Raw genomic sequence first — 23,924 nt, forward strand, 5'->3', positions numbered from 1 at the left:
TCACCGGGGTCGGCCCTTGTCGTCGTCATCGATCGTGATCGTCGTCGACGTGGTCGAGCCGAGGGTCGCCCCGGTCACGACGGCCAGGTCGACGGCGAACCACTCGGTGCCCTCGCGACCGTTGTCCCCCACGATCGACACGTCGACCGTGGCCACGGTCTGGCCCGCCGCGAACGTCACGGTGAACGTCGCCGGCACGAAGTCCTCGCCGGCCTGGGCGGACCCCGCCCGCGTCGTCACCGTGATCGTCACGGGCACGGTGGTCGGCTCGGACAGCTCGATGCGCAGCGGCACGGCGTGGGTGGCGTCGGTCTCGTCCACGGTCAGCGACGAGGCGGTCATCGACACCGTCGGCACGACCGGCTCGGGTGCGGGCTCGCCGGGCGTGTCGCCACCGTCATCGGGCTCCGGGGCGGTCGGCTCGTCGCCGGGGTCGTCGCCCGGATCGCCCGGATCGTCCTCCGGTGGCGGGGCGGTCGTGCTCGTGGTGGACGACGAGGCCATCAGCCCGTCGGTGCGCACCCGGACCCGTTCGACCGACAGGGTGCCGGCCAGCGCGAGGAACCCGAACGCGCCGTCGGCCACCGCCGCGTTGAAGGCCAGGCTGGTCACGAACGCACCGTTCAGCGTCACGCTGACCGACGCACCCTTGATGACCACCATCAGCACATGGTCGACGCCGGCCGCCAGCGACCAGGACACGGCCGCGTCGACCACCAGGCCACCGCGGGGTGACACGTGGCCGACCTGGACCTGCTGACGTGCCAGGTCCAGCAGCACGAACTTGGTGTCGTCCACCCCGTAGGTGTCGAACGACAGCCCGGCCCGACCCCCGGCGGACACCCGCAGCGTGGTCGTCAGCTCGAGGTAGGCGTTGGCCTGCAGGCGACCACCCGGGTCCACGGCCGCCATCGCCGGCGTGGCGCCGCTGACGGTGGTGGTCAGGCGGCCACCGGTGGCGGTCCACGTCCCGCTGGCGGGGGGCCGGGCCACCGCCCCGAAGCCGTCGTCGAACTCCTCGGTGAGGTCGAGGGTGATCGTGGCGGGCAGGACCTGCAGGGTGAAGTTGTCCAGCCGCCCACGGGCGTTGTCTGACCCGAAGCCCACCAGGCCCTTGTTGAGGGCCACCTGCTCACCGTTGAGCATTCGGGGTGCGAACGTGTGGGTGAAGAAGTCCCGGCCATCCATCGCCACCCACACGACCGTGCCGTTGACGTAGATCACCAGGTCGTACCAGCGGCTGTGGCGCACCCCACCGGGGACCGACGACTGCGTGACGACGTGCCAGCCAGAGGCGTCCCGGTATCCCATGACGAGCTTGTTGGTCGCGTCGTCGATCCCGGCGAACTTGAAGTCGGTCGGCGAGAAGTAGTCGAAGATCACGTACGCGTTGGACTTCCAGCCCCCGGTGGCCTTGTCCATCCAGACCCGGGCGTGGACCTCGTAGTAGATCGGGAGGTAGGCGTCGGCGTAGAGGACGGCGGCCGCGTCGCCACCCAGCGAGCTGGCACCCACCGACAGGACGCCGCCGGAGACCTCGAAGCTGCCGGTGTCACGCACGAACCCGGTCAGGGCACCGTCGTTGAAGTCGGCCGAGCGCAGCACGTCGCGACGTCCACCCGGGATGTTGCCCGGCTGGGGGTCCGATGGCCCACCGGTCTGGTCCTGCCACAGGCCGTGGTCCTGCTGGACGATCAGCCCGAGCTCCCCGTACGGCTCGCCGTTGCGCTCCTCCTCGGAGCCGACCGCGCTGGCGATCGTCGGGTCCGCGCCCTGGCTGGCCGACAGCGCGTAGAGGAACTCGAACAGCCACGGCGGCACCTGGCGCGACACGGTCGCGATCCCGAACGGGGCGAACGGCACGATGTAGGAGTTGAACTCGCCCACCCAGTCGATCAACCGGTCGCCACCGGTGTTGCCGATCAGGACGTCCAGCCCGGCACCGCCGTACGCCCGGTCCTGGTACAGCGGATGCGTGTCCGGGGTGTCGTTGGGCGACGGCTGGATCTTCTTGCCCTTCTGGTCGCCGAACGCGCCCTCACCCTCCACGGTCATGACGTCGTCGGCGTTGAGCAGGTCGTTGCCCCAGCCGCCGTACATCGAGTCCTGCCCGGTGCCACCGACCAGCCAGTCGTTGCCGAGGTCCCCGAAGATCGCGTCGCCACCGTCGGAGTGCCGGTGCGCGTAGGCCAGGCAGGTCCCGTTGGGTGCGAGGTCCACGCACCCGTCCATGGTCGGGCCCTCGTCGCTGTAGAGGTTGAGGAACCACACCAGTCCGGACTGGCCCTTGTTGACGGTGCCGTCGGCGTTCAGCAGGATCGTGCGGCGCGGGTCGTACTCGTCGTAGAGGGCGAACTCGCCGAGGCGGTCCACGATCGGCCCGTTGTCGTGCCAGGCGTCGTCGTCCTCGCCGAAGTGCAGCAGGTCGCCGGGGTTGTACGGCCGTGTCCAGTCGGTGCGGTACGCATTGTCCAGCAGGTCACCGGTCGCACGGTCGAACACCTGGGTGTAGCCGTTCCAGATGGCCTCGCCGCCGGCGATGGCGTCGTCGCCGGCACCGCCGTGCAGGAAGTCGCCGCCGATGCCGCGGGGCAGCCCGACCGGCGGGTTCTCGTTGTTGCGCTGGCCGACCACGCTCGGGTAGTTCGGCAGGATCTCACCGCCCAGGCCCCCGAAGATCACGTCGTCGGAGTTGTTGGCGTCGAACAGCTGCTGGTCGCCGCCCGAGGCGTTGGGGGTCAGGTTCATCGGGGTCAGGTCGACCGTCTTCTTCAGGTCGCCGTCGATGTTGATGATCGCGGTCTGGACCTCGCCCGGGCTGGAGATGTACTGGTCGAGGTAGTCGCCACACAGGACCGACTTGTTCTCCGGGCAGGTGCCCATCGGCTGGAAGGCGGTGATGCCGTACAGCGGCTCGGAGAAGCACGTGCCGCTGCCACTGCCGGTGCACGGCGTGCCCGACTCGGTCCAGCCGGTGTCGCTGTTGCGGCTGGTGAAGATCCGTCCGTCGTCGCCGAGGATGCCGTCCTGGCCCACGCCGCCCGACAGCCAGTCGTTGCCCCAGCCACCGATGATGTCGTCGTCGTCCGCGTCGCCGTACACGACGTCGGAGCCACCGCCGACGTAGATGTCGTCGTCGCCCAGCCCGCCGTGGACCTCGTCGTTGCCGAACACCTCGACCCAGCCCGGCGACTCGACCATGTTGCGGCCACCCGGGTCGGGGATCGGGAAGTGGTCGCTGCAGTCGTCCACGGTCTGGCTGCCACCGGTGTGGCACTCGCCGTCGCCCAGGCCGAACCGGTCGGGCCGGAAGTCCGGGCCGCCCGGCGTGTAGTCCAGCAGGTGGACGCCGCGGACGACGACCGAGGCGCCGTACACGTCGTCCCAGGCGTACTCGACGTACTTGGTGCCGCTGTCGCAGCCGTAGGTCGCGTTGCCGGGGGTGTTGTCGCAGACGTCCGTGCCGTTGGTCCCGGTGATGCGGATGATCCGGCCGTTGTCGCCGACGATCACGTCGGCGTTGTCGACGTGGCGCGCACCGGGCACCGCGTCGCCGGGGTCGATCCCGCCGTTGTCGTTGCGGTCGGTGTGCAGGCCCGAGTCGCCGAACAGGATGTCGGCGCCATCGGGCCGCAGGTCGACCCCGGTGTCGACGTCCAGCTCCGGGTTGCTCGCGGCCAGCTCGGCGGCACGCTCGTCGTCGAGGCTGAAGAAGTCCGAGCTGCCACCGACGAGGTCGTCCTGGCCGAGGCCACCGAAGACGATGTCGTTGCCGCCACCACCCTCGACGTAGTCCTGGCCGTCGGTGGGCGCGTCGAACGAGGCGACCAGGTCCAGGTCACCGACCAGGTCGCAGGTGCCGGCCGCGGTCGGCGCGTCGTCGTCGGGGTCGGCGGTGGCCGGGCACCCGTCGGGGGTGCGCGACGCACCGACGTGGTGGTCGGCGGCGTGGGCGGACTCGATGCCGCCGTCGCCCTGGATGATGTCGTTGCCCAGCTGGCCGAAGACCATGTCGTGGTCGCCGCCACCGGCGAGGTAGTCGTTGCCCCAGCTGCCGACGCCGAACAGGCCGTCCTCGAAGGCGACGTTGTGCCACGCGGCGTAGTCGACCAGGTACTGGGCCCACCAGGGGGCGGTGTCCGGGTCGCGGTGGTCGCGTGCCTCACCGTCGGTGAGCAGCTCCCCGCTGGTGTCGCCGGTCGGGGTGGACCCACACTGGCTCATGTCCGAGCGGCTGTAGATGATCTGGCCGCACAGCGTCTGGAACCGACCGGAGGTGATGTCGCCGGTCTCGACGTCGGTGGAGTCGGGGTCCTCGGTGATCCGCGGCGTGCGGTCCAGGACGACGTTGTCGCCGAACACCAGGTCGTCGTCCAGGTCGCCGTCGGCCATGTCGTGGCCGGCCTGGCCCAGGATGACGTCGCGGCCGAGGCCGCCGTAGATGACGTCGTCGTCACCGTTCTGCAACGCCACGGAGCTGATCCGGCGGACCGAGGCGATCCGGGTCGTCTGGATCTTCTGCAGCAGCGGGCTGGGCAGGTTGGGGTCGGCGACGTGCTGGTCGACGCGGATGTGGTCGCCACCGATGATGTCGTCGTATGCCCACTCCGGCCCGTCGCCGACGGTGCCGTCGGGCGAGCCGCAGCCATCGGCGAGCTGCCAGATCGTCGGGCAGCCACCGTCGCCGTGCAGTTCGTCGCGTCCTGCCTCCATGAGGTCGACGTTGTCGAAGACGCTGGTGTTCGTGGTCGGGATGGTCAGCCCGCGGGTCAGGATGTCGACGTTGATGCCCGAGTCGCCGTACACGTGGTCGGTGCCACGCTGGCCCAGGATGAGGTCGTCCCCGGAGCCGCCGGCGAGGTGGTCGCCAGCCTGGCTGCCCAGGATCGTGTCGTCGCCCTCGCCGCCGTAGATGGTGACCCCGACCGATGGCAGGTCGGCGGCGTCGCGGTCGGCGAACAGGGCGCTGGCGTCGATGACGTCGTTGCCGGCGTTGGAGTAGGTGTTGGCCACCGGGAACACCCACTGGGCGTCCTCGTTCTCGTCGATGGGCACGTCCACGAAGGGGTTGAACGGCTTGTCGCCGAACACGCGGCCGTCGACCGTGGACGGGTCGCCGGAGTACCAGGCGCCGTCCTGCGAGGTGTCGCCGTACAGGACCAGCGGCGAGTCGGGCCCACCCAGGACCGCGCCGTCGGCCGGGTCCAGCACGATCGTGTCGCCACCCATGCGGACGTCGCCGGCGAGGTCGGGGTCGTGGCCGACGACCGTCAGCGGCACCGTGAAGTACGTCGGCCCGGCGGGGTCGGCGATCGTCGGGGTCAGCGCGGCGCCCCGCAGGGTCAGGGTCGTCGCGGTCACGCCGACGACCGTGAACGGCCCGGCGATCCCGGAGATCTCGACGACCAGGCCGACCCGGAACCCGGCGGCCAGGAAGTCGCAGCCCGAGCACGTCAGGGTCGAGGTCGGCAGCGCCCCGCCGACGGCGGTGTTCACCCGGATCGACATGGCGGCGGACAGCTCGACCCGGCGCGGGTCGACCACGGCCACGAACGCGGCGGCCAACATTCCGACCGCGAGTGGTGTGCCGGTGATCCGCTCCAGCACCAGGATGCTGCCGATCCCGCACCCGTCGTACGGGTCGTCCAGGATGCAGTCGGTGGGCGTGCCCGCGAACCCGGTGATCTCGTACAGCACGCCGTCGATCGTGATGCGCTGGCCGACCCGGAACCCGTCGTCGGCCCAGGCGAGCCCGTCCTCACGACGCACGGTCGCACCGGCGGTGGTGCTGGTCTCGACCTCGACGTCGGCCGTGACGGCCAGCTCCCAGTTGCCGCCGCCGTGGACGACGGTCAGGCCACCGTGGCGTCCCGGCACCTGGAGGGTGGCGGTGCCGGTGGTCGGCTCGGTCGCGCCGGTCAGCGGGGCCAGGGTCATGGTGGCGCCGTCCAGGGCGACGACCCGCCACGAGCCCTCGGTGCCGCTGATCAGCACTTGCTGGCCGACGTCGAAGCCGTCCGCCTCCCAGGTGCCGCTGGGCCGGGTCACGTCCACGTAGCCGTCGATGTCGCCCGGCGTGACCGTGATCGCCCCGTCGTACTCGACCGCGCCCGCCTCGGCGACGGTGACCGTCGTCGTGGACGGGCCGGCGGGGACGACCGCGGCGCCGACCGGGCGCAGCACCAGCGTGGCGTGGGTGACGTCGACGACCTGCCAGGTGCCCACCAGCCCCGTGACGGTGACGTTCTCGCCGACCGTGTAGCCGTCGCCGATCCAGCTGCCGGAACTGCGGGTCAGCGAGACGCCCGGGACCGGGACCAGCAGCCCGCCCGTCACGTCGTCGATCGGGGTGATCGTGACCACGACGGTGGTCTCGGCCGGCGTGAGTGGGTCGAGCGTGCCCTCGATCACCAGGTGGTCGTTGCCCTCGCCCAGCATCAGGTTGACGACCTCGACGGTGGACTGGCCGCCATTGGTGTCGACCACCCCGTCGGCGAAGTTGATGGCGCCCCAGGTGATGCCGCCGGGCACGATCGGGGACTCGCCGAACAGGATGTCGTCGGGGTCGAGGCTGGGGTCGAGCTCGAGGAAGTTGAGCTCGCCGGCCATCCCGAAGCCCGACAGCGTGGTCTGGGTCATGGTCCCGGACTTGTCGGCCTGCGACGAGTCGTCGAAGATGTTGAGCACGTCGATCTGGGTGCTCTCGGGGGCCTGGGCGGCGATGTTGAACAACGGCCCGTCGGTCTCGCCCGGCAGCTTCAACCCGTTGCGCAGGGTGCGGTCCGCGCCGGCGGCCACGCCACCCTCGACGGCCAGCGGGCCCTGCAGCTTGGACAGCAGGTGGGTGGTGGCCGGGAACACCTTGACGTTCTCGCGGCCCGGCAGGCCCAGGTAGTACTGGTCGGCCCGGAACACGACCTCCTTGAGGGTGGAGAAGTCGCCGGCGTCGAAGGTGACGACGGCGGCGATCCGCACGACGGTGACGTCCAGCGTGCCGGTCAGCCAGCCGGGCAGGGTGACCGCGACGTCGGTGAACGGGTCGGTCAGGGTGAACTGGAGCGTGCTGTCCTTGTCGTCGTTGGCACCACGAACCAGGTCGATCTTGAACTCGGCGCACTGGGCCGGGTTCGCGGCGTTGCAGACCCTGACCCACTGGCCCTCGACGAAGCCGTCGTCCAGCCAGCCGAGTTCGTCACCGGTGATGTCGCGGACCAGCTGCCAGCCCCCGAACCACGGGTTCGTGGCGTCGGCATCCTGGCTGACCGTGACCTCGCCGGCGAACAGGCCGCTGCGGACCAGCCGGCTGATGCTGACGTCGTCGTAGCTGCCGGCCGCCGCGCCCAGCGGAGCGGTCAGGGTCAGCGCGTCCTCGGTGACCGACAGGACGTAGACGTCGTAGGTCGACCCGCCGAGGGCGACCCGGACGAACTGGCCGGCTTCGAAGCCCTCCTCGACGAAGCTGCCGAGGTCACTGCCGGTCCCCCGGGTCAGGACCGCACCGGCGAGGTCGATCGTGCCGCGGAACAGCCGGGCCGGGACGTAGCCGCCCACCTCGGCGTAGTCGCCCGGGGTGACCGCCACGCCGTCGACCTCGACCACGTCCACCAGGCCGTCGGTCTCGATGGCGACGTCGACCGGGGCGGTCGGGGCCTTCGTCAGGCGCATCCAGATGCCGTCGCCGGCGCCGGCCATGACCAGCTGGGTGTCGCCCTCGCTCTCCAGCACGACCACGCCCGCGGTCTCGTCGTCCCAGACCTCCACGTCCAGGCGGACCGGCGGCGCGTACAGGCTCGGGAAGGTGTACGGGTCCGTGCCGAACATCCCGGTCGAGCTGTCGTCGAGCTCGAAGCCGATGATCGCGGTGCGCGGGTCCTGGCGGCGGGCGTCGTCGCGGGCGGCGACGACCAGCCGGACCGGGTCGTCCCAGTTCGTGGCGTCGAAGGTCAGCGTCCGGGTCGCGGCGTCCCAGCAGTCGGGGTTGGAGACCGGGCAGATCGCGCCGACGATCTCGATGGCCTGGTCGCTGTCCCCGTCGATGACCACCCGCACGACGACCTGGCCACTGGTCGGGGCGACGGCCAGCCGGACGAGGATCTCGTCGGTCAGGCGGTCGCCGACGTCGCCCTCGATGACGATCGTGCGCTGGTCCTCGGTGGTGGTGCCGGGCTCGACCTCGCTGACGTAGACACCCGGGGTGTCGTTGTCACGCAGCAGCACCTCGACGTTGCGGACGTCGGTGCCGTCGTAGCGGTCGTCGGTCGAGATCACGCTGTGGTTGACCGTCACGACCCGGTCACCCTCGGAGCGCAGGTCGTCGAAGGCGTAGACCCAGACCCGCTGGTCGACGTCCCAGTCGGCCGCGGTGAAGGTCAGTACCAGCGCCCGCCGTGGGACGAAGTCGGAGCCGAGCGCGATGAACCGCTCGCGCTGGAACTCGAACTCGGCGTCGCACGCGACCTGGGTCCCGGCGCACAGCCACAGGGTGTCCCCGGCAGGACTCCCGTCGGCCTCCTCCTGGTTGGAGCGCGTGGCCGAGACGGTGACGTACACCGGTCCGGTCGGGACGGCGGCCAGCCGCACGTCGTAGCCGTCGATCGCGACCGGGCCACCCTCGCGGACCGACGTGAACCCGTCGGTCTCGGTGATGACGACGTTGCCGGTGTCCTCGGTGGCGACGTTGAGGTCGATGCCGTCGACCGGCAACCCGTCGTAGTCGGGGTCGTCGGAGGTGACGCCGAAGTTGACGCTGCCCGAGATGCCCTCGAGCTCGCGGACGATGATGTCCTCGACCACGTCGCTGGTCACGTTGATCGTGTCGCTGCCCAGGCCGCCGATCACCCGGTAGGCGACGCCGTAGGCGGTCGACAGGACGAAGAACTCGTCGTCGCCCTCGAGCCCGTCGACCTCGATGACCTCCACCGTGGTGTAGCGCACGTTCAGGCCGGCGCCGAAGATCCCGGTCTTGGTGATGACGAAGTCGTCGGCGAACTCGGTGCCCAGCACGACCACCTTGTCGAAGCCGGTGCCACCGTCGATCGAGACCGGCGCGTTGATGTTGTAGGAGACCTCGTCCTCGCCGCCACCGGCCCGGATGTCCAGCGGGCGGGCGGTCGAGAAGCCTAGGCCGATGATCGGACGGGCGACCCCGTCGGCGTCGACCGGGATGACCGTCGCGAGCCAGTCGAGCGCGACCAGGGTCGGGTCGGTGGTGTCCAGCGCGTCTGCGGCGGTGCACCGGCCGTCGTCGTTGGCGTCGGCGCGGACGACCGTGCCGGCGATGAAGTTGGCGTCGGCGGCGTTGCAGATCCCGTCGTCGTTGCTGTCGGCCAGGTACTCGCCGTCGCTGCCCAGCGGTGACGAGACGTCCTCGATCGTGCAGTCGCCGTCGAAGGTCACGTCGACGTTGCAGGTCGCGGCCAGGGCGAACGCCCGCACCGTGAAGATGTCGTTGTCGTCGCCGCCCTCCAGCCGCAGCTCGGCCTGGTTGGCATAGACCGTGAACTCGTCGTTGCCGGTGCCACCCAGCACGACCATCGGTGCGTTGGTGCCCGGTGACAGCCAACCCCGCGTGGTCGCGACCAGGGTCGGGAAGGTGTCGGCGGGTGCGACGTTGCCGCCGAGCGCACCGAACGGCGCGGCCACGTCGTTGTCGCCGGCGGTGCCGAAGGTCGCGCGGTGGGTGCCGAAGACCTGCCCCACCTGGAAGGCATCGTTGCCCGCGCCGCCGTCCAGTGTCACGATCACCGAGGTGTCGTCGCTGTAGAAGGCGTCGTCGCCGTCGCGGCCGTGCACGTTCAGGCGGCCGTTGAGGCCCGTGTCGTAGTTGATCCGCTGGACGTTGCTCGACTGGTCGGCCGGCGGGACCTGGGTCGTGTACTGGTCGGGCGTGCCGTGCAGCAGGGCGACGAAGCCGGGCCGGTCGGCGGTCTCGGTCGGGCTGGCGCAGGTGCCGTCGGCGGCAAGGCCGTAGTCGGACTCGGTGTCGATGCAGCGCGACCGACGCAGCAGGAACAGGTCGTCGGAGTCGTCGGTGCCGTACACGAACGCCTCGTCGACCCCGTCGTTGGCCAGGCCGGTGTCGAGGATGTTGATGACCCAGTTGCGCTCGTGGAGGTCAGCCGTCGAGCCGGTGGTGAAGATCTCGTAGGTGTCGGTGTCGTCGCGACCGTCCAGGGTCAGGGTGTGGCCCGCCCCCGGTGCCGCACCCAGTTGGCCGGAGCCGACGTCCATGGACTGGAGGTAGTACACGACGAAGGTGTCCTCGTCGTTGTTGCACAGCGCGACGGTGCCCGCGACGCAGTCGTCGTGGGCGACGTCGGTGCCGTACGCGCGCGTCTTGGAGCCCAGGAAGATGTAGCCGTTGCTGCCCAGCGTGGTCCCGCCGCCACCGGCGACGTACGGGTCACCCGTCGGGTCACCGAACTGGATCACGTCGACGTCGGTGTGGCCGTACACCGTGGTGAGGTCGAGCGGGCCCGGGTTGGTCGTGGACGGGTCACAGGTCAGCGCGGTCGGGTTCTCGCAGCCGGCGATGATCTCGCCTCGCAGCACGATCGTGGTGCCGTAGGTCGGGTCGAGGTCGGCCGGGAGCAGGGCTGCGGCGGTCGCGTCGCCCCAGATGTCGATTGTCTCGCCGGCGAGGATCCGCGAGTTCTGGTGGGTGTCGACGTCGTCACCGACGCGCAGGGCCACGAAGCCGACCAGGGCGATGATCGTGCCGTGCAGCAGGACCAGCAGGTCGTCCTCCCCACGCTGGAAGTCGCCGTCCGCCAGCAGCAGCAGGTCGTCGTCCTGCGGTGCCAGGCGGTGTTCGCGCACGGTCAACCGGACGTCGCCGGTGAACGCCCGCGCCAGCACCAGGCGCAGCTCGTGGTCGGTCTCGGTGACGTAGATCGAGTCGTCGGCCTCGAGGCTGACGTCCTCGCTGCCACCGTCGAAGTTCGAGTCGATCTCGAGGTCGTTGCTGCCGTCCGGGTCCCCGATGCTGGCGGCGGTGTTGGCGCCGCCGACGCTGGTCGTGACGGCCTCCCAGTCGTTGGCGTCGATGTCGATGGTCTGGCCCCGGACGTTCCAGGCGTCGTCGCCGAGCCCGCCGTTGCGGGCGTCGTTGACGTTGCCGTCGATCGTGGCCAGCGAGACGTCGTTGGTGGTGTCGACCGTGTCGACCTGCAGGTCGCCGTCGGTCTCGACCAGGAAGATGCCCGGGGTCGACGCCGCCGTGGTGTCGAAGGCGTTGAGCACGCCCAGCGGCGCCCCGTCGAGGACGTCGACGTCGATCTCGAGGTAGTTGCCCGCGTTGCCGATGCCGCCGACCACGCCGCCGAGGCCCGCCCGCATCGTGATGTTCACCCCGCGGACGTCGGTGCCGCTCGTCGGCGTCGCGGGCGTGATCGACGTGTACGGGTCCGGGCTGGCCTGGGCGTCGTCCTCGGCGTCCAGGATCCGACCCAGGGCCCACAGGTTCACGTCGTCCCGGCTCGACCAGATCGCGTCCACCCGGAAGTCGCCCAGGCGCTCCTCGGCGTTGACGAAGCCGTTCGTCGCCAGGATCACGGACCCGGCCCCGTTGCCATCGGCGTCGGCGTCCACGATGCCGGTGAACGTGACCGGACCCGCGGCGACGTGGTCCACGCTGTTGTGGCGCACCGAGACGTCGTCGCCGGCCTCGAGCCAGGCCGTCCCGCCGGTCGGACGCTCGCCCGCGGTCGGTGCGCCGTCGCCGTCGACGTCGCTCCAACCGGACGCGAACAGGTAGTGGGCGGTGACCGGCGTGGTCCCGGTGGCGAAGTTGCCGAGCTCGTAGTAGGGGCACGGGGCGGTGGCACCCACGGGGGTGCAGTCGGGCCGGAAGAAGCGGTGGTACTGGTCCGGCACGAAGTCGGGGCCGTGCTGGGCACGGTGGACATGGGTGGCACCGGGTCCACCGGGGGTGGTGCGGTCCTGGGACGCCAGGACGAAGATGTCGATGTCGCCGCCGGCCACGATCGGGCCGAAGGAGATGACGAAGGGATCGGTCGCGGCCCGCGCGGCGTCGGCGTGGCGGTGGGAGGCGACCGTCAGGACGATGTCGCCTCCGGCGTCGGCCGTGATGACGATGTCGCGGGTCAGGATGGGCTCGCCCGGGGTGTAGGTGCCGATCGGCATGCGACGCTTCGGGTCGCCTGCGGGCGGGGTGCCGTCCTCGGTGTAGTCGCTCTCGATCAGTTCGACGTTGATCGGGATGCGGTTCGTGGCCGGGTCGGTGTGCGAGCCGATCGAGCCGTTGGGTGCGTCCAGGTCCAGGACGTTGGTGCGGATGAGCTGGTCGGTGCCGTTGGCGTAGCCGCCCGGGTTGACGTAGGCGTCGGTGTACTCGATGTCGCCGCGGTCGGCGCGCACGATCGTGGTGCCGATCGGGTTGTGGACGACACCGTTGAGCAGGATGTCCCAGCCGTTCTCGGCGGGAGGCGCGTTCGCGTTCTGCAGGTTGAGCATTTCGACGATCGTCGGGATGTAGGACGCGATGATCTCGAAGTCGAACGTGGTCCCCAACCCGACGACCGTGTCCCGGAAGATCACGGCCGGGGCGTTGGCGTTCGGGACGTTGGTGACGTTGACCGTGATCGTGTTCGACCCGGGTGGCAGCGACACGTCGATGTCGTTGACCACGATGTCGTGCAGCGACCGGTTGACGATCCGCACGTGGTCCCAGGTCTGCTGGAAGTCGAAGATCGCGGCGTTGCCCCAGATCTGGCTGGAGGGCATCCCGTCGAACTCGTCGGCCTGGAACAGCACGGTCGACGACTGGTCGTAGATGATGTCGTCGAGCACGATCGTGCCGTCGCCGACGGCGGTGCCCGACGTGTACAGGTCGGTGAGCAGGTCACCCTGGCCGTCGACCCCGGTGACGTTGACCAGCTTCGTGATGGTCCCGTCGGCGGCGATCTCGATCTCGGGGTTGGGCTCGCCCAGCAGGATCGCGGTCGACTCCCAGTTGATGTGGCGCGCGGTGTTGTTCGGCGAGGAGCCACTGCCGCCACCGAAGACGATGAAGCCACCGCCGGTCGTGGCGCGCTGGGTCACCGACGAGCCGGTCGCGAGCGCGTAGACCTGCAGGTCGGCCGTGGTGACGAAGGCGTCCCGGACGCCGGTCACCCGCGAGGTGCCGTTGGCGGAGGAGTTCGCCGTGGAGTCCTTCGCACCGGCGAAGCAGTCACAGCGGGCGTTGGCCTTGGCGTGCAGGACCTGCTTCTGGTTCGCCTCGAGCCGCACGGATTCGAACCCCTCGACCATCGCCATCGTCTGCAGGGTGACCGACGTGGTCCCGTAGGAGTGCGTCCGGCTGTCGGCGTCGGAGTCGCAGAAGCCACAGTCGGCGTCGGAGTCGGAGTCCGTCGTCGCGGTGACGTTCGTCTGGGCCGTCAGGGCGACGTTGGCGCCGGTGAGTGTGGCGTTGGTCCGGACCGTCAGGGTGGTGAGCCCGGTCGTCTGGCCGACGTACACGTCGGCGGAGGAGTCGGCGTCCCCACCGAAGGAGCCGAAGTCCGATTCGCCGGTCGCCTCCGCCGACACGTCCGTGAGCGCCGTGGCGGTCAGGTCACCGCCGGCGGTGATGGTGCCGCCCAGGCTGACACTGGTGTGGTGGTCCACGAACGTCTGTGAACGCGTATCCGTCCCACCGATGAAGCCGCCCGAGTCCGACTTCGCGAGTGCGTCGGCGTTGGTGATGGTGCGGCCCTGGACCTGGATGGCGCCGGACGCCGTCAGGCTCGCACCGTCGGCGATGTCGAGCGCACTGTTGTTGGTTGCCCGGGTCGTGGCCCGGCCACCGCTGAACGAGGCGAACCCGCCACCGATGCCGTCGACCGTCGCGAACAGGCTCAGGATCGAGATCGTGTGCACGGCGATCGTGCTCGCCTCGAGGACGACCCCGGACGCGATGTCCAGGTTCGTGTCGAGGGTGCCCGTGGCCGTCGCCTCGACGTTGCGCACGTCGATGGCGCCGCCGCCGGCACCCGAGCCCGAGGCGACCGCCTTCTGGTCGCCGGCCTCGGAGAACGTCAGGGTCGCGGCGCCACCGATCCCGGAGAAGCGACCGTTGTCGTTGCCCGCCAGCGCGGTCGACAGGTCCACGCGCAGGTGTGCGGTCCCGCTGCCCGTGCTGGTCAGGTCGATGCCCTCGTGGGCGAAGCGCTGGCCGGACGCTGACAGGTTCACGGTCCAGTCGGTGCTGCCCAGCTCCGGGTTGTAGCCGTCGACCCGGGTGATCTGCGAGGAGATCAGGATCGGCGTGCCGCCGAGGGTCTGGAGGCGGAACTGGTTCGCCCCGAGCCCGGTCGTGTCGACCAGGTAGGTCGTCCCGTCGACCAGGCCCGGGATCCAGGAGAACTGGGCCAGCGTCAGCGAGTGCTGGCGGTCGTGGTTGGCCTCGGTCTTGCTCGGCGAGAGGTTGACCGGGTTGCGACCGGCCGCGCGTGCGTCGGGGTCACTGCCCGCGTCCCCGCCGTCCGGGAGGAAGCAGTTGGCGTCGGCGGCGCTGCCGACCGCGTCGCAGTACGACGTGTGCAGCGTGATCTGGAACGCGTTGATGACGTGGACGAAGTACATCGCGCCGTTGGTCAGGCCGAGGTTGAAGCCGTCGAGGCTGCGGTAGATGACGGCGTCACCGTTGCTGTAGGAGTGCGCCAGCCACAGGTTCGGCGTCGTGGTCGAGGGCTGGCCCACGTAGATGCGGTGGTTGTTGACCTGGTTGAGCGGGAACGACGTGCCCGTGTTCGGGCCGGCGCTGCCATTGCTGTTGACGTCGACCATGGCGTTGATGAACAGCGTGGTGGCGTCCGGGGCGCGGTACGTGACGTTGAGTCCGTCGGCGAAGCCGTGGTTGGTCGTGGTCGTGATGACCTCGGTACCACCGTTGATGCTCGACACGTTCCGCGAGTTCTCGCCCTGGCCGTCCGGCAGCAACTTGATCGTGAAGTCGTCGATCACGTTGACCGAGTAGCGCTGCCCGTTGGCCAGCCCGGTGATCTGGCCACCACCGTTGGTGTGGTAGTAGACCGACTCGCCCTCGGCGAAGTTGTGCTCGACGTTGAAGGTGATCGTGTCGTTGGCGGTGCTGACCTGCGAGCCGGCGTTGAAGGCGTTGCCCAGGTACAGCGACGTGCCGTCGCGGTAGATGACGTTGTAGGCCTGGCCGCTGTCCAGGGAGCAGCAGGCGCCGCTGTAGACGATGGTCTCGCCACCGCTGAGCTGGTGGGCCAGCGGCACGCCCGCACCGAGCGCCGTGAACGTGACGAAGTTTCCGGTCCCATCGGAGCTGAGGACGGTGCCGTCGCTGGCCTGCGACCCGCCGCCGCCGTGCTCGGCCGAGATGGTGATCGTCCCGCCGGCCCTGACGAGGTTGGTGTCGTCGAGGGTGACGGACACGTCGGGGTTCATCGTCACGCTGGAGTTGAAGTCGGAGATGTTGAGCGCGCCACCGCTGGTGCCGCGCGCACGGGCGTCCGCGTCGCTGACCTGGTTGCCGCGGATCGTGACGTTGCCGCCGACGTTCACCGTGGTCGTGGAGGTCCCGAAGGTCACCGTGAGGTCGGGCGACGTGTGGGCGTGGGCATCGCCACCGGCAACGGTGACCGCGCCACCCGCGCCGGCCTTCATCGACGCGTCACTGGTGGAGAACGCGATCGCGAGCACGTCCAGCGAACCGGCCCCCACGGTGGTCGTGGTGCCGACACTGCCGTCGAAGTTGGTGGTCGTCCGACCGTTGGCGAACGCGTCCGTGGACGTGCCGGCATCGATGGAGACGGCACCGACGGCGAGCGAGCTGACGGCCGCGTTCGCCTCGTTGCGGTTGTAGGAGGCGATCTCGACGTTGCCGTTGGTCGTGGCGAAGGTGGCGCCGGCGGCGACCGACGTGACGACGTCCGCCGCGGCAGTGGCGTCGACGTCGGCCGCGACGCCGGCGACCAGGCCGAAGGCGGTGTTGGACGCCGAGCCGAGCGCGCCGTTGCCGTTGATCGGCTCGGTGGTGCCGTAGTTGTGGCGGGCAGCGACCTCGATGGTGCGCCCGGTCCCGGCCGTGATGGACGCCGAGCCCTGGACGGTGGTCAGGACCGTCGGGTCGTGGTCGGCGTCGGCCCGCGTGATCGACACGCCGACGATCGCCCCGGCGACGCCGGTGGCGTGGGCCTCGGTCTTGCCCGTGAAGGAGGAGCGGATCCGGACGTCGCCGGTGGTGGCCGTCAGCTGGGAGTACGCGCCGACGGTGGCGCGGGCCGTGCCGTCCTGGTGGGCGGCCGAGGTGGCCACGCCCACGGCACCGAAGAGCGAGAACGAGTTGAAGCGTGGCGACGCGTTGATGTTCGACGTCAGCGAGGAGTCGGCGGTGATGCCACCGCTGCCGGTCGCGGTCACCACGGTCGGGTTGCCGACCGAGCCGGATGCGCCGCCGCCGAGGCGCCACATCCCCGTCCCGTCGCCCGGGTCGTTGGCGTTGGTGGAGGCGTGCGAGCGAACCGCGGTGTAGTCGTTTCCGCCGAAGGTGACGACGTCGCCCTGGTAGTAGGTCTGGCCCGAGGCCCAGGCGCCACGGACGCGCTGCGGGCCGATGCGCACCGCGGCCGAGCCGAAGTCTTCCGCATAGGCGTCGAGCACGTCGACGTCGAGCAGCAGTGCGAAGCCGGTCGAGTCGATCGTGACCGAGGCCCCGTGGACGGCGGTCGCGTCGAGGTCGACCCTGGTGGCCGTGACCTCGGCGCCGTTGCCGATCCATGCACTCGTGTCGCTGCTGATCCGGCCCCGGGCGGTCAGGGCCGAGATGCTCAGGCCACCCGAGACGTCCATGCCACTGATGGTGGGGGAGGACGTCGCGGTGTTGGTGCCGGTCATCACCAGTGCACCGGAGATGTTGACGATGGCGTCGTCACCGACGAAGACGTCCACGTCGTGACCCACGTTGGCCTCGACGGCCGACGCGGTGATGCTGATCGCGGCGCTGAAGCCCACGTAGTCGATGTCGGCGTTGGCCAGGCTGGTGGCGGTCGCGGTCAGCGTGACGTTGCCCGCGCCCGTCTGGCCGGCGTCGTCCTCGTCGACGATCCGGGCCCCGTTGCCGATGAACGCGCGGGTCACCGAGCGGAGCGTGATCGAGCCCCGGGCTGCGTCGTAGTCCTGCGGGTCCGCCGGGGTCGGTGGCAGGAAGACCACGTCGTCGCCGATGATGGCCTTGGCGTCGAAGACGTTGATCCCGATGATGCTGCCACCGCCACCCATGGCCACGGCGTTCGCGAGGGTGTTGGGCGAGGTCGCCGTCGCGACCAGGGCGTTGCCGCCGAGGTCGACGGACGCGCCGTCGCCGACGAAGGCCTCGACGGCCCGGCTCACCCGTGCCTCGGCGGTCAGGACGGCGACCGCGATGGCGCCGATCGTGATGCCGCCGGCCGTCGCCGTGGCGGTGGCCACCGGCTCGGTCGCGGTCAGGGTCACCGTGCCGGCGTACAGCGCGGTGTTCGGCCCGACGTACGCGCTGGTGAACCCGGCGAGCTTGGCCTCGGGGAACAGCACGTTGACGCCCAGGACGCCACCCGCGGCCGCGAGGTTCACGGCCGTCGCGACCGACGAGGTCGTGGCGCTCAACGTCACGTTGCCACGGCTCGTGCCGTTCGCGGACCGGATCTCGACCGCCCGCGTGCCGGCCGGGTTGGCCGCGTCACCGAGGCCACTGCGACGGACCGGCTGGCCGATGAAGGCCTCGGTCCGGCTGGTGACGACGGCCTCGGAGCCGGCGCCGTTGCCGCCAGCCAGCCCGATCGCGAAGGAGAGGGTCGTGGCCGTGGCCGCCACGTCCCCGTTGGCGGTGACGGTGAGGCCGTTGGAGTGGATCACGGCGCCGTCGCCGATGTAGGCGCGCGTGGTGCCCATCGCCCACGACGTCGGGATCAGCACGTTCAGCGCGATGGCGGCGACGGTGGCGGCGTTCACCGTGGTGATCGCGTCGATGTCGGAGGCCGCGGTGATGGTGATGGCGCCGGTCACGGCCACCGTGGCGTCGGGGTTGCCGCCGGCAGTACGCCCGACCGGTGCGCCGATGAAGGCCTCGACGGACCCGTCGGTGATCGCCTCGGCGACGACGATGGCCGCACCGATCAGCGCGGCGACGTTGACCGCGTTGCCGTTGGCCGTTGCCTGCATCTGCAGGCGTGCGCCCGGAGTGCCGGCCTGCAGGGTCAACGCGTCGGCGACCAGGTCGACCCCGTCACGGACGTAGGTGCCGGCGTAGCCGGTGACCCGGGCCGTCGGGGCGAGGACCCCGAGGTTGACCGTGCCGATGCCGATGCTGTCCGCGTTCGCCTCGGCCAGGAGCTTGGTGTCGATGACCAGTTCGATCGTGCCACCGGTGCGGACGAGGACGTCGGTCTGGACGTTGCTCGCGTCGATCGAGCGGTGCGCACCGATGAACGCCTCGACCTCGGAGTCGTTGGTCGCGTCGGCGTCGATGATGCCCAGGCCGATCAGGGCCGAGACGCCGATGCTGGTGGCCTCGGCGAGTGCCCTGAGCGTGGGCGCGCTGGCCCCGAGGTGGATGTTGTCGGCCACCACGTCCACGCCCTCGCCGATGTAGGCGCGGACCTTGCCCGCCAGCGTCGTGGTCGGGAAGAGCACCGAGACCGACACCAGGCCGACCGCGGCGTTGAACAGCTCCGGCGTGGCCGTCATCACGGCGGTCGCGTCGACGTCGAGGTCACCCGCCAGGTCGATGTGGGAGATGTCGCTGACCGGCGCGTCGCCGGCGGCCGACCCGACGTGGGCGTCGACCACGCCGGTGATCGTGACGTCGGCGAACATCACCGTGCCGCTGGCCAGGCTGACGCTGACCGCGGTCGTGTCGGCGTCGGCGTTGTAGACGCCGTTCGCGTCGATGTCCAGGCTCGGTGCGTCGATGTCGGCGCCCTGGCCGACGAACGCCCGCGTGGTCCCGGCGACCTCGGCGGTCGGGAACAGGGCGGCGATGGCCACGCCGCCACCGGTGCCGGCGCCGACGTCCGCGATCGCGTCCATGTCGGAGTACGCGCGCACCACCAGCGGCTCGTCGACGTCGATGAGGGTCGTGCCGACCGAGCTGAAGCCCTGGCTGGCACCGACCGGGGTGCCGACGAAGGCCTCGACCACGCCCGCGGTGAGGGCGTTGGCGTCGACCCCCACGCCGGCGATCAGGCCGATCGCCAGGTTCTTGCTGCTGGCCTCGGTGTGGTAGACGATCCGGTTGCCGAGTTCGCCGGCCTGGACGGTGAGCGAGTCGGCGGAGATCGCCGTGCCCTCGCGGACGAAGGCGCGGGTGGCGCCGTGGACGGTGGCGTTGGGCAGCATGATCGACAGCGCGAACAGGCCACCGGCGATCGAGTCCGCCTCGGCGTCGGCGCGCATCTCCGCGTCGGCCTTCACTTCGACGTCACCACTGACGGTGATGTCGGGGCGGTCCGCGCCTCCCTCGACCGTGACGGGCGGCCCGATGTGGGCCTCGACGGACGCGCTGGAGTTGATCGTGGCCTCGGCGTACGCCCCGGCGAGCGCGATCAGCCCGACCGCGACCGGGACGGTGAACGAGACCGCCTCGTAGATCCCGGTGGCCGTGACGGTGAGCGAGTCGCCCTGCGTGACGTCACCGGAGAACTCGGCGCGGGTGGTGCCGCCGATCTCGGCCAGCGGGATCGACACGCCGATCGCGACCAGCCCGCCGGTGCCCATGTGCGACTCGGCGTCGGCGTCCATGTCGGACACGGCATCGACGACGATGCCCCCGTTGGTGCTGACCGTGGAGGCCAGGCCGACCCGGGCCTCGACGTCCGAGCCGCTGCCGACCGTGGCGACGGCGCCGGCGCCGGCGCCGGCGAACAGCCCGGTTCCCACGACCAGCGTGTCGGCGTCCGCATCGTTGTGGCCGGTGGCCTGCACGGTGACGCTGTCGACGGCGCCGCTCGTGGTGGTGATGTCACCGTCGACCCGGGCGTGGACCCGGCCGTTGGTCTCGGCGATGGCCACCGCGATCGACACCGACCCGAGGATGCCGCCGTTGATGATCGAGACGTCGGCGTCGGCGTGGTTGCTCGAGACGGCACCGAGGCGATCGAGCATCCGGGCCTCGACCAGGACCCTGCCGGACGAGACCAATTGGGAGGTGCTGGCGACGATGGCGTCGATGTCGGCGTCGGACGCGATGGTCGCGACGGCCACGGCCCCCGAGACGCCGATCAGGGAGAGGCTGCCGATGATCGCCTCAGCGTCGGCCTGGTGGTCACCGATGGCACGGATCGTGATCGACTGCGAGCTCGTGATGTCGCCGAGGACCTCCACCTGGGTCAGGCCGGAGACCGTGGCGATCGGCACCATCGCGCTGATGCTGACGCCCCCGCCGCCACCTCCGGGCGTGAACACGTCGGCGGAGTTGTGCCCCTCGGCCTGGATGGTCACGTGCCCGGACGGTGTGGCCATGGCGGCGGTCGAGGACAGCTTGGCCAGGGTGGCGCGATCGCTGTCGGCGATCGCGACGGTCGCCCCCAGGGCGATGGCGCCGATGAAGATGTTGATCGCGTCGACGTCGATGGCCTGGTTGCCGGTGGCGACGACGTTGATGCCGCCGCTGCCGACCGTCCCGGAGGAGCCGGCCGACGCCGAGGTGGTCCCGGTCACGTTGACGATCGCCACGGCGGCCGACAGCGCGAGGCCGCCACCCTGGACCGAGATCGCCAGCGACTGGGCGTCGACGTCGGTCGTGGCGCGGACGTCGACCGAGCCGACGACGCCGGCCGTGCCCAGGGCCGTGACGTTGCCGAGCGTCGCGGTCGTGTCACCGTCCAGGTTCGCGACGCCGATGCCGGCACCGGCGGCGGCGAGGCCACCCGCCACGCCGATCGTGATCACGAACAGGTCCCGGTCGGCGGTCGCGTCGACGTCGATGCCGGTCGCGGCCGCCGGGACCGCGCCACTCGCGAACGACGCGACCTGGGTGGCAGTGGCGTTGATCACGACGACCTGCGCACCGACCGCGACGACGCCGCCGCCCCCGGTGAACGCGACCCCGGTGAGGTCCTCGTCGTAGCGCGCGAGCACCTTCACGTGCCCCGCGAGGGCCGTGATGCTGGTACCGGCACCGATCGTGGCGGTCACGTTGCTGACGATGTTGACGACCAGGACGGAGGCCCCGATGGCGACCACGCCGCCCTGGATCCCGCCGGCGATCCCGGTGAAGGTCAACTCCTCCTCGGCGACGACCTCCACGTCGCCACCGGCGATGATCGTCACGCCCGTGCCGATCGAGGCGCTCGTGCCGCCCGGCGAGTCGACCGCCAGCCGGTCCTCGGTCGCCGTCTCCCCCGGTGCGTTGGAGGCGATGCCGGCGCTCGCGCTGGAGGTGGCGCCGGTGATGCGCGTCGAGAGCGGGTCGGTGTCCCCGCTGTCCGTGCCGTCGAGGATGTTGCGGTAGCCGTTGCTCCCGTCGGTGCCGGACGCGGATGCATCGGCCTGCTCGCTCGCGCTGCCGTTCTCGGTCGACAGGGAATCGTCGCTGATCCGCCCCCACGCCTCGGGGTCGTCACCGGTCCCGGGCTTGGTGGCGAGGTAGTAGCGGTTGCCCACGCGGACGATGTCGTTGACGGCGTAGGCCGTCCCAGCGTCCCAGACCCCACGGTCGACCGCGCCGAAGTTGTCGATGAGGTCGCGGTACTCGTCGTCCGCGGCCGAGGCGTCCCTGCCGATGCCGCGCCACGCGGCCGGGTCCTCGCCGATCGACCCGGGGGCGACGCCGTCGTTGGCCTCGATCGCCCGGTAGTACGCCCCGCCGAAGCTGACGATGTCGCCCGTCGCGTAGTTGGTCCCGGCGTTCCACACGCCCTGGTCGGGTGACGGGTCGCCGTTGTCGGCAGCCTCGTCGATGGCCGCCTGTCGCTGTGCCGCCGTGAGGACACCCCAGGACGGGTTCTCCTTGAGTTCGTACACGTTGCCGTCGGAACCGGTGACGATGTCCCCGCCGGCGTACGCCGTGCCGGGAGCCCACGGACCGCGGTCCGCCGCGGCGTCGTAGGAGCCGTCGTCGTAGGTGCCGTCCGTGGCCGTGCCGATCGACCAGACCGAGATCGAGCCCGACACGCCGACGAAGCCGGCGCCGACCGACACGGCCAGCGTGAGGAAGTCCTTCTTCGCCAGTGCGAAGACGCCGACGTCGTGGGTCGCCCAGACCTGCGAGGCGTTGCCGATCGAGGCCGCGGTGTCGGTGCTGACCGACCCGACGTCGACGGCGCCCGCGATCCCGACCAACCCACCTGCGGCACCGCCACCGAGCGTGAAGGTCGAGACGCTGCTGACCGCCGCGACGTTGACGGACTGGTTGCCCAGGCCCGTGCGATCGGCGTTGATCACCGCACCACCCGCGATGCTGGCAGTGGTCGTCATGGTGACGACCGTGACACCGACCGCGCCGGCGATCCCCACCGTGCCGCCACCGCCGGCGATCGCCAGTCCGACGACGTCGGTGAAGGACACGGCCTGGACGGCGAGGCCGCCCATCGTCCCGGTCTGGAACTCGCCACCCGACATGACGTCGTTGTGGATCCCCGACAGGTCCGGCCCGACGCCCTTGGCGTCGATGGTCGCGTTCGCGCCGATCGTGGCGGTCGTGTCCTTGGTCAGGGTCAGCACACCGACCGAGGCGCCGATCCCGACGGTCCCGGCGATGCCCAGGCCGGTGGCCACCATGACCACGCTCGACTCGTCGCGGGCCGACACGAGGATGTCGCCCACGGCGTAGAGCGTGACGCCGGTGCCGACTGTCGCGGCGGTCGTGCTGGTGATGACGATGACCGCGACGGCGCCACCCACGGCCACCGTGCCACCGCCGGCCAGTCCCGCGGAGACCGAGATGATCGATTCGTCGGCAGTGGCCCGAACCTCGATGTCGTCCTCGGCCCGCAGGTGGGCGTCGTTGCCGACCGCGGCCGTGGTGGTGAGGTTCGCGACGAGGACGTCGGCGGCGGGGGCGACGGCCACCGCGCCGGCCAGCGCGAGCGCACCGGCGATGCCCAGGTGCTCGAACTCGTTGCTGGCGGCGACGCGCACCGACTGGTCGGTGTGGGCGTCCGTGACGCCGACGTTGATGGTGACGTCGTCACCGATGGTCGCCGTGGTGGTCGCGGTGACGATCGTGACGGCACCACCGACGTTGACGGCGACCGAACCGGCCGCCCCACCGGAGATCCCGATCGTGGCGATGTCGTCGCGGTTCGTGGCAGTCACGGCGACGCCGCGGAACGGCGGGGTGCTCGTCACCGTCGATCGCAGACCGAACAGTTCGAGCTGGTTCGGCGGCGGCGACTCGTTGGCCGGCAGCAGGGTGTGGTCGGTCCCGATGCCCGCGACGGGGCCGGTGAGGTCGACGATCACGCCGGTCGCGTCGCCTTCCTCGTCGACCGTCTGGAGTCGCACGACGTTGCCGCCGACGACGTCGAAGATGCGGTAGGTGACGCCTTCCTCGAGGCCACCGATCGGCGTGCCACCACCGGCGTAGTAGCGGACCTCGTCGCCGGCCGCCCACGGGTCGCCGTCGGGGCGGTCGTAGGGCAGGGTGATCGTGTTCGCCCCGACGTTCACGTCGAGGGTCGGGTCGAAGGTGGGCGCCGGGGCGCTGGGCGCCTCGGCCGCCACGGCGGACACGATGCGGTGGATCCGGCGCGTCGGCAGGGTGCCGCTGAGGTCGATGATGCCGTCGGCGACGTCGATCTCGGTGAGCGCCAGCTGGATCTGCGTGCCGGACACCACGATGACGTAGTACGTGCGGTCCTCGGTGAGCCCGGTCGGGCCGCCGTTGGCACCCTCGGTGTACTCGACCGCGTCGCCGGTCGTGAACCCGTGTGCCCCGGTGCAGGTGATCGTGTCACCCGCGACGCCCGCAGAGTTGA

Annotated in this window: 1 protein-coding gene (only partly in view); it reads right to left on the bottom strand. The window is 70.8% G+C overall.

The window, feature by feature from the left end:
* Positions 1 to 23,924, bottom strand: partial view of a Calx-beta domain-containing protein gene (locus KR546_RS04765; RefSeq protein ID WP_238443559.1) — the 3' portion only. Its footprint extends 15,469 nt past the window's final position; the window shows 23,924 of its 39,393 coding nt (coding positions 15,470-39,393); its start codon lies off the right edge, out of view — the gene reads right to left on this strand; its stop codon occupies positions 1 to 3.

The organism is Salsipaludibacter albus (assembly GCF_019798055.1).
GTDB classification, from domain to species: Bacteria; Actinomycetota; Nitriliruptoria; order Nitriliruptorales; family Nitriliruptoraceae; genus Salsipaludibacter; species Salsipaludibacter albus.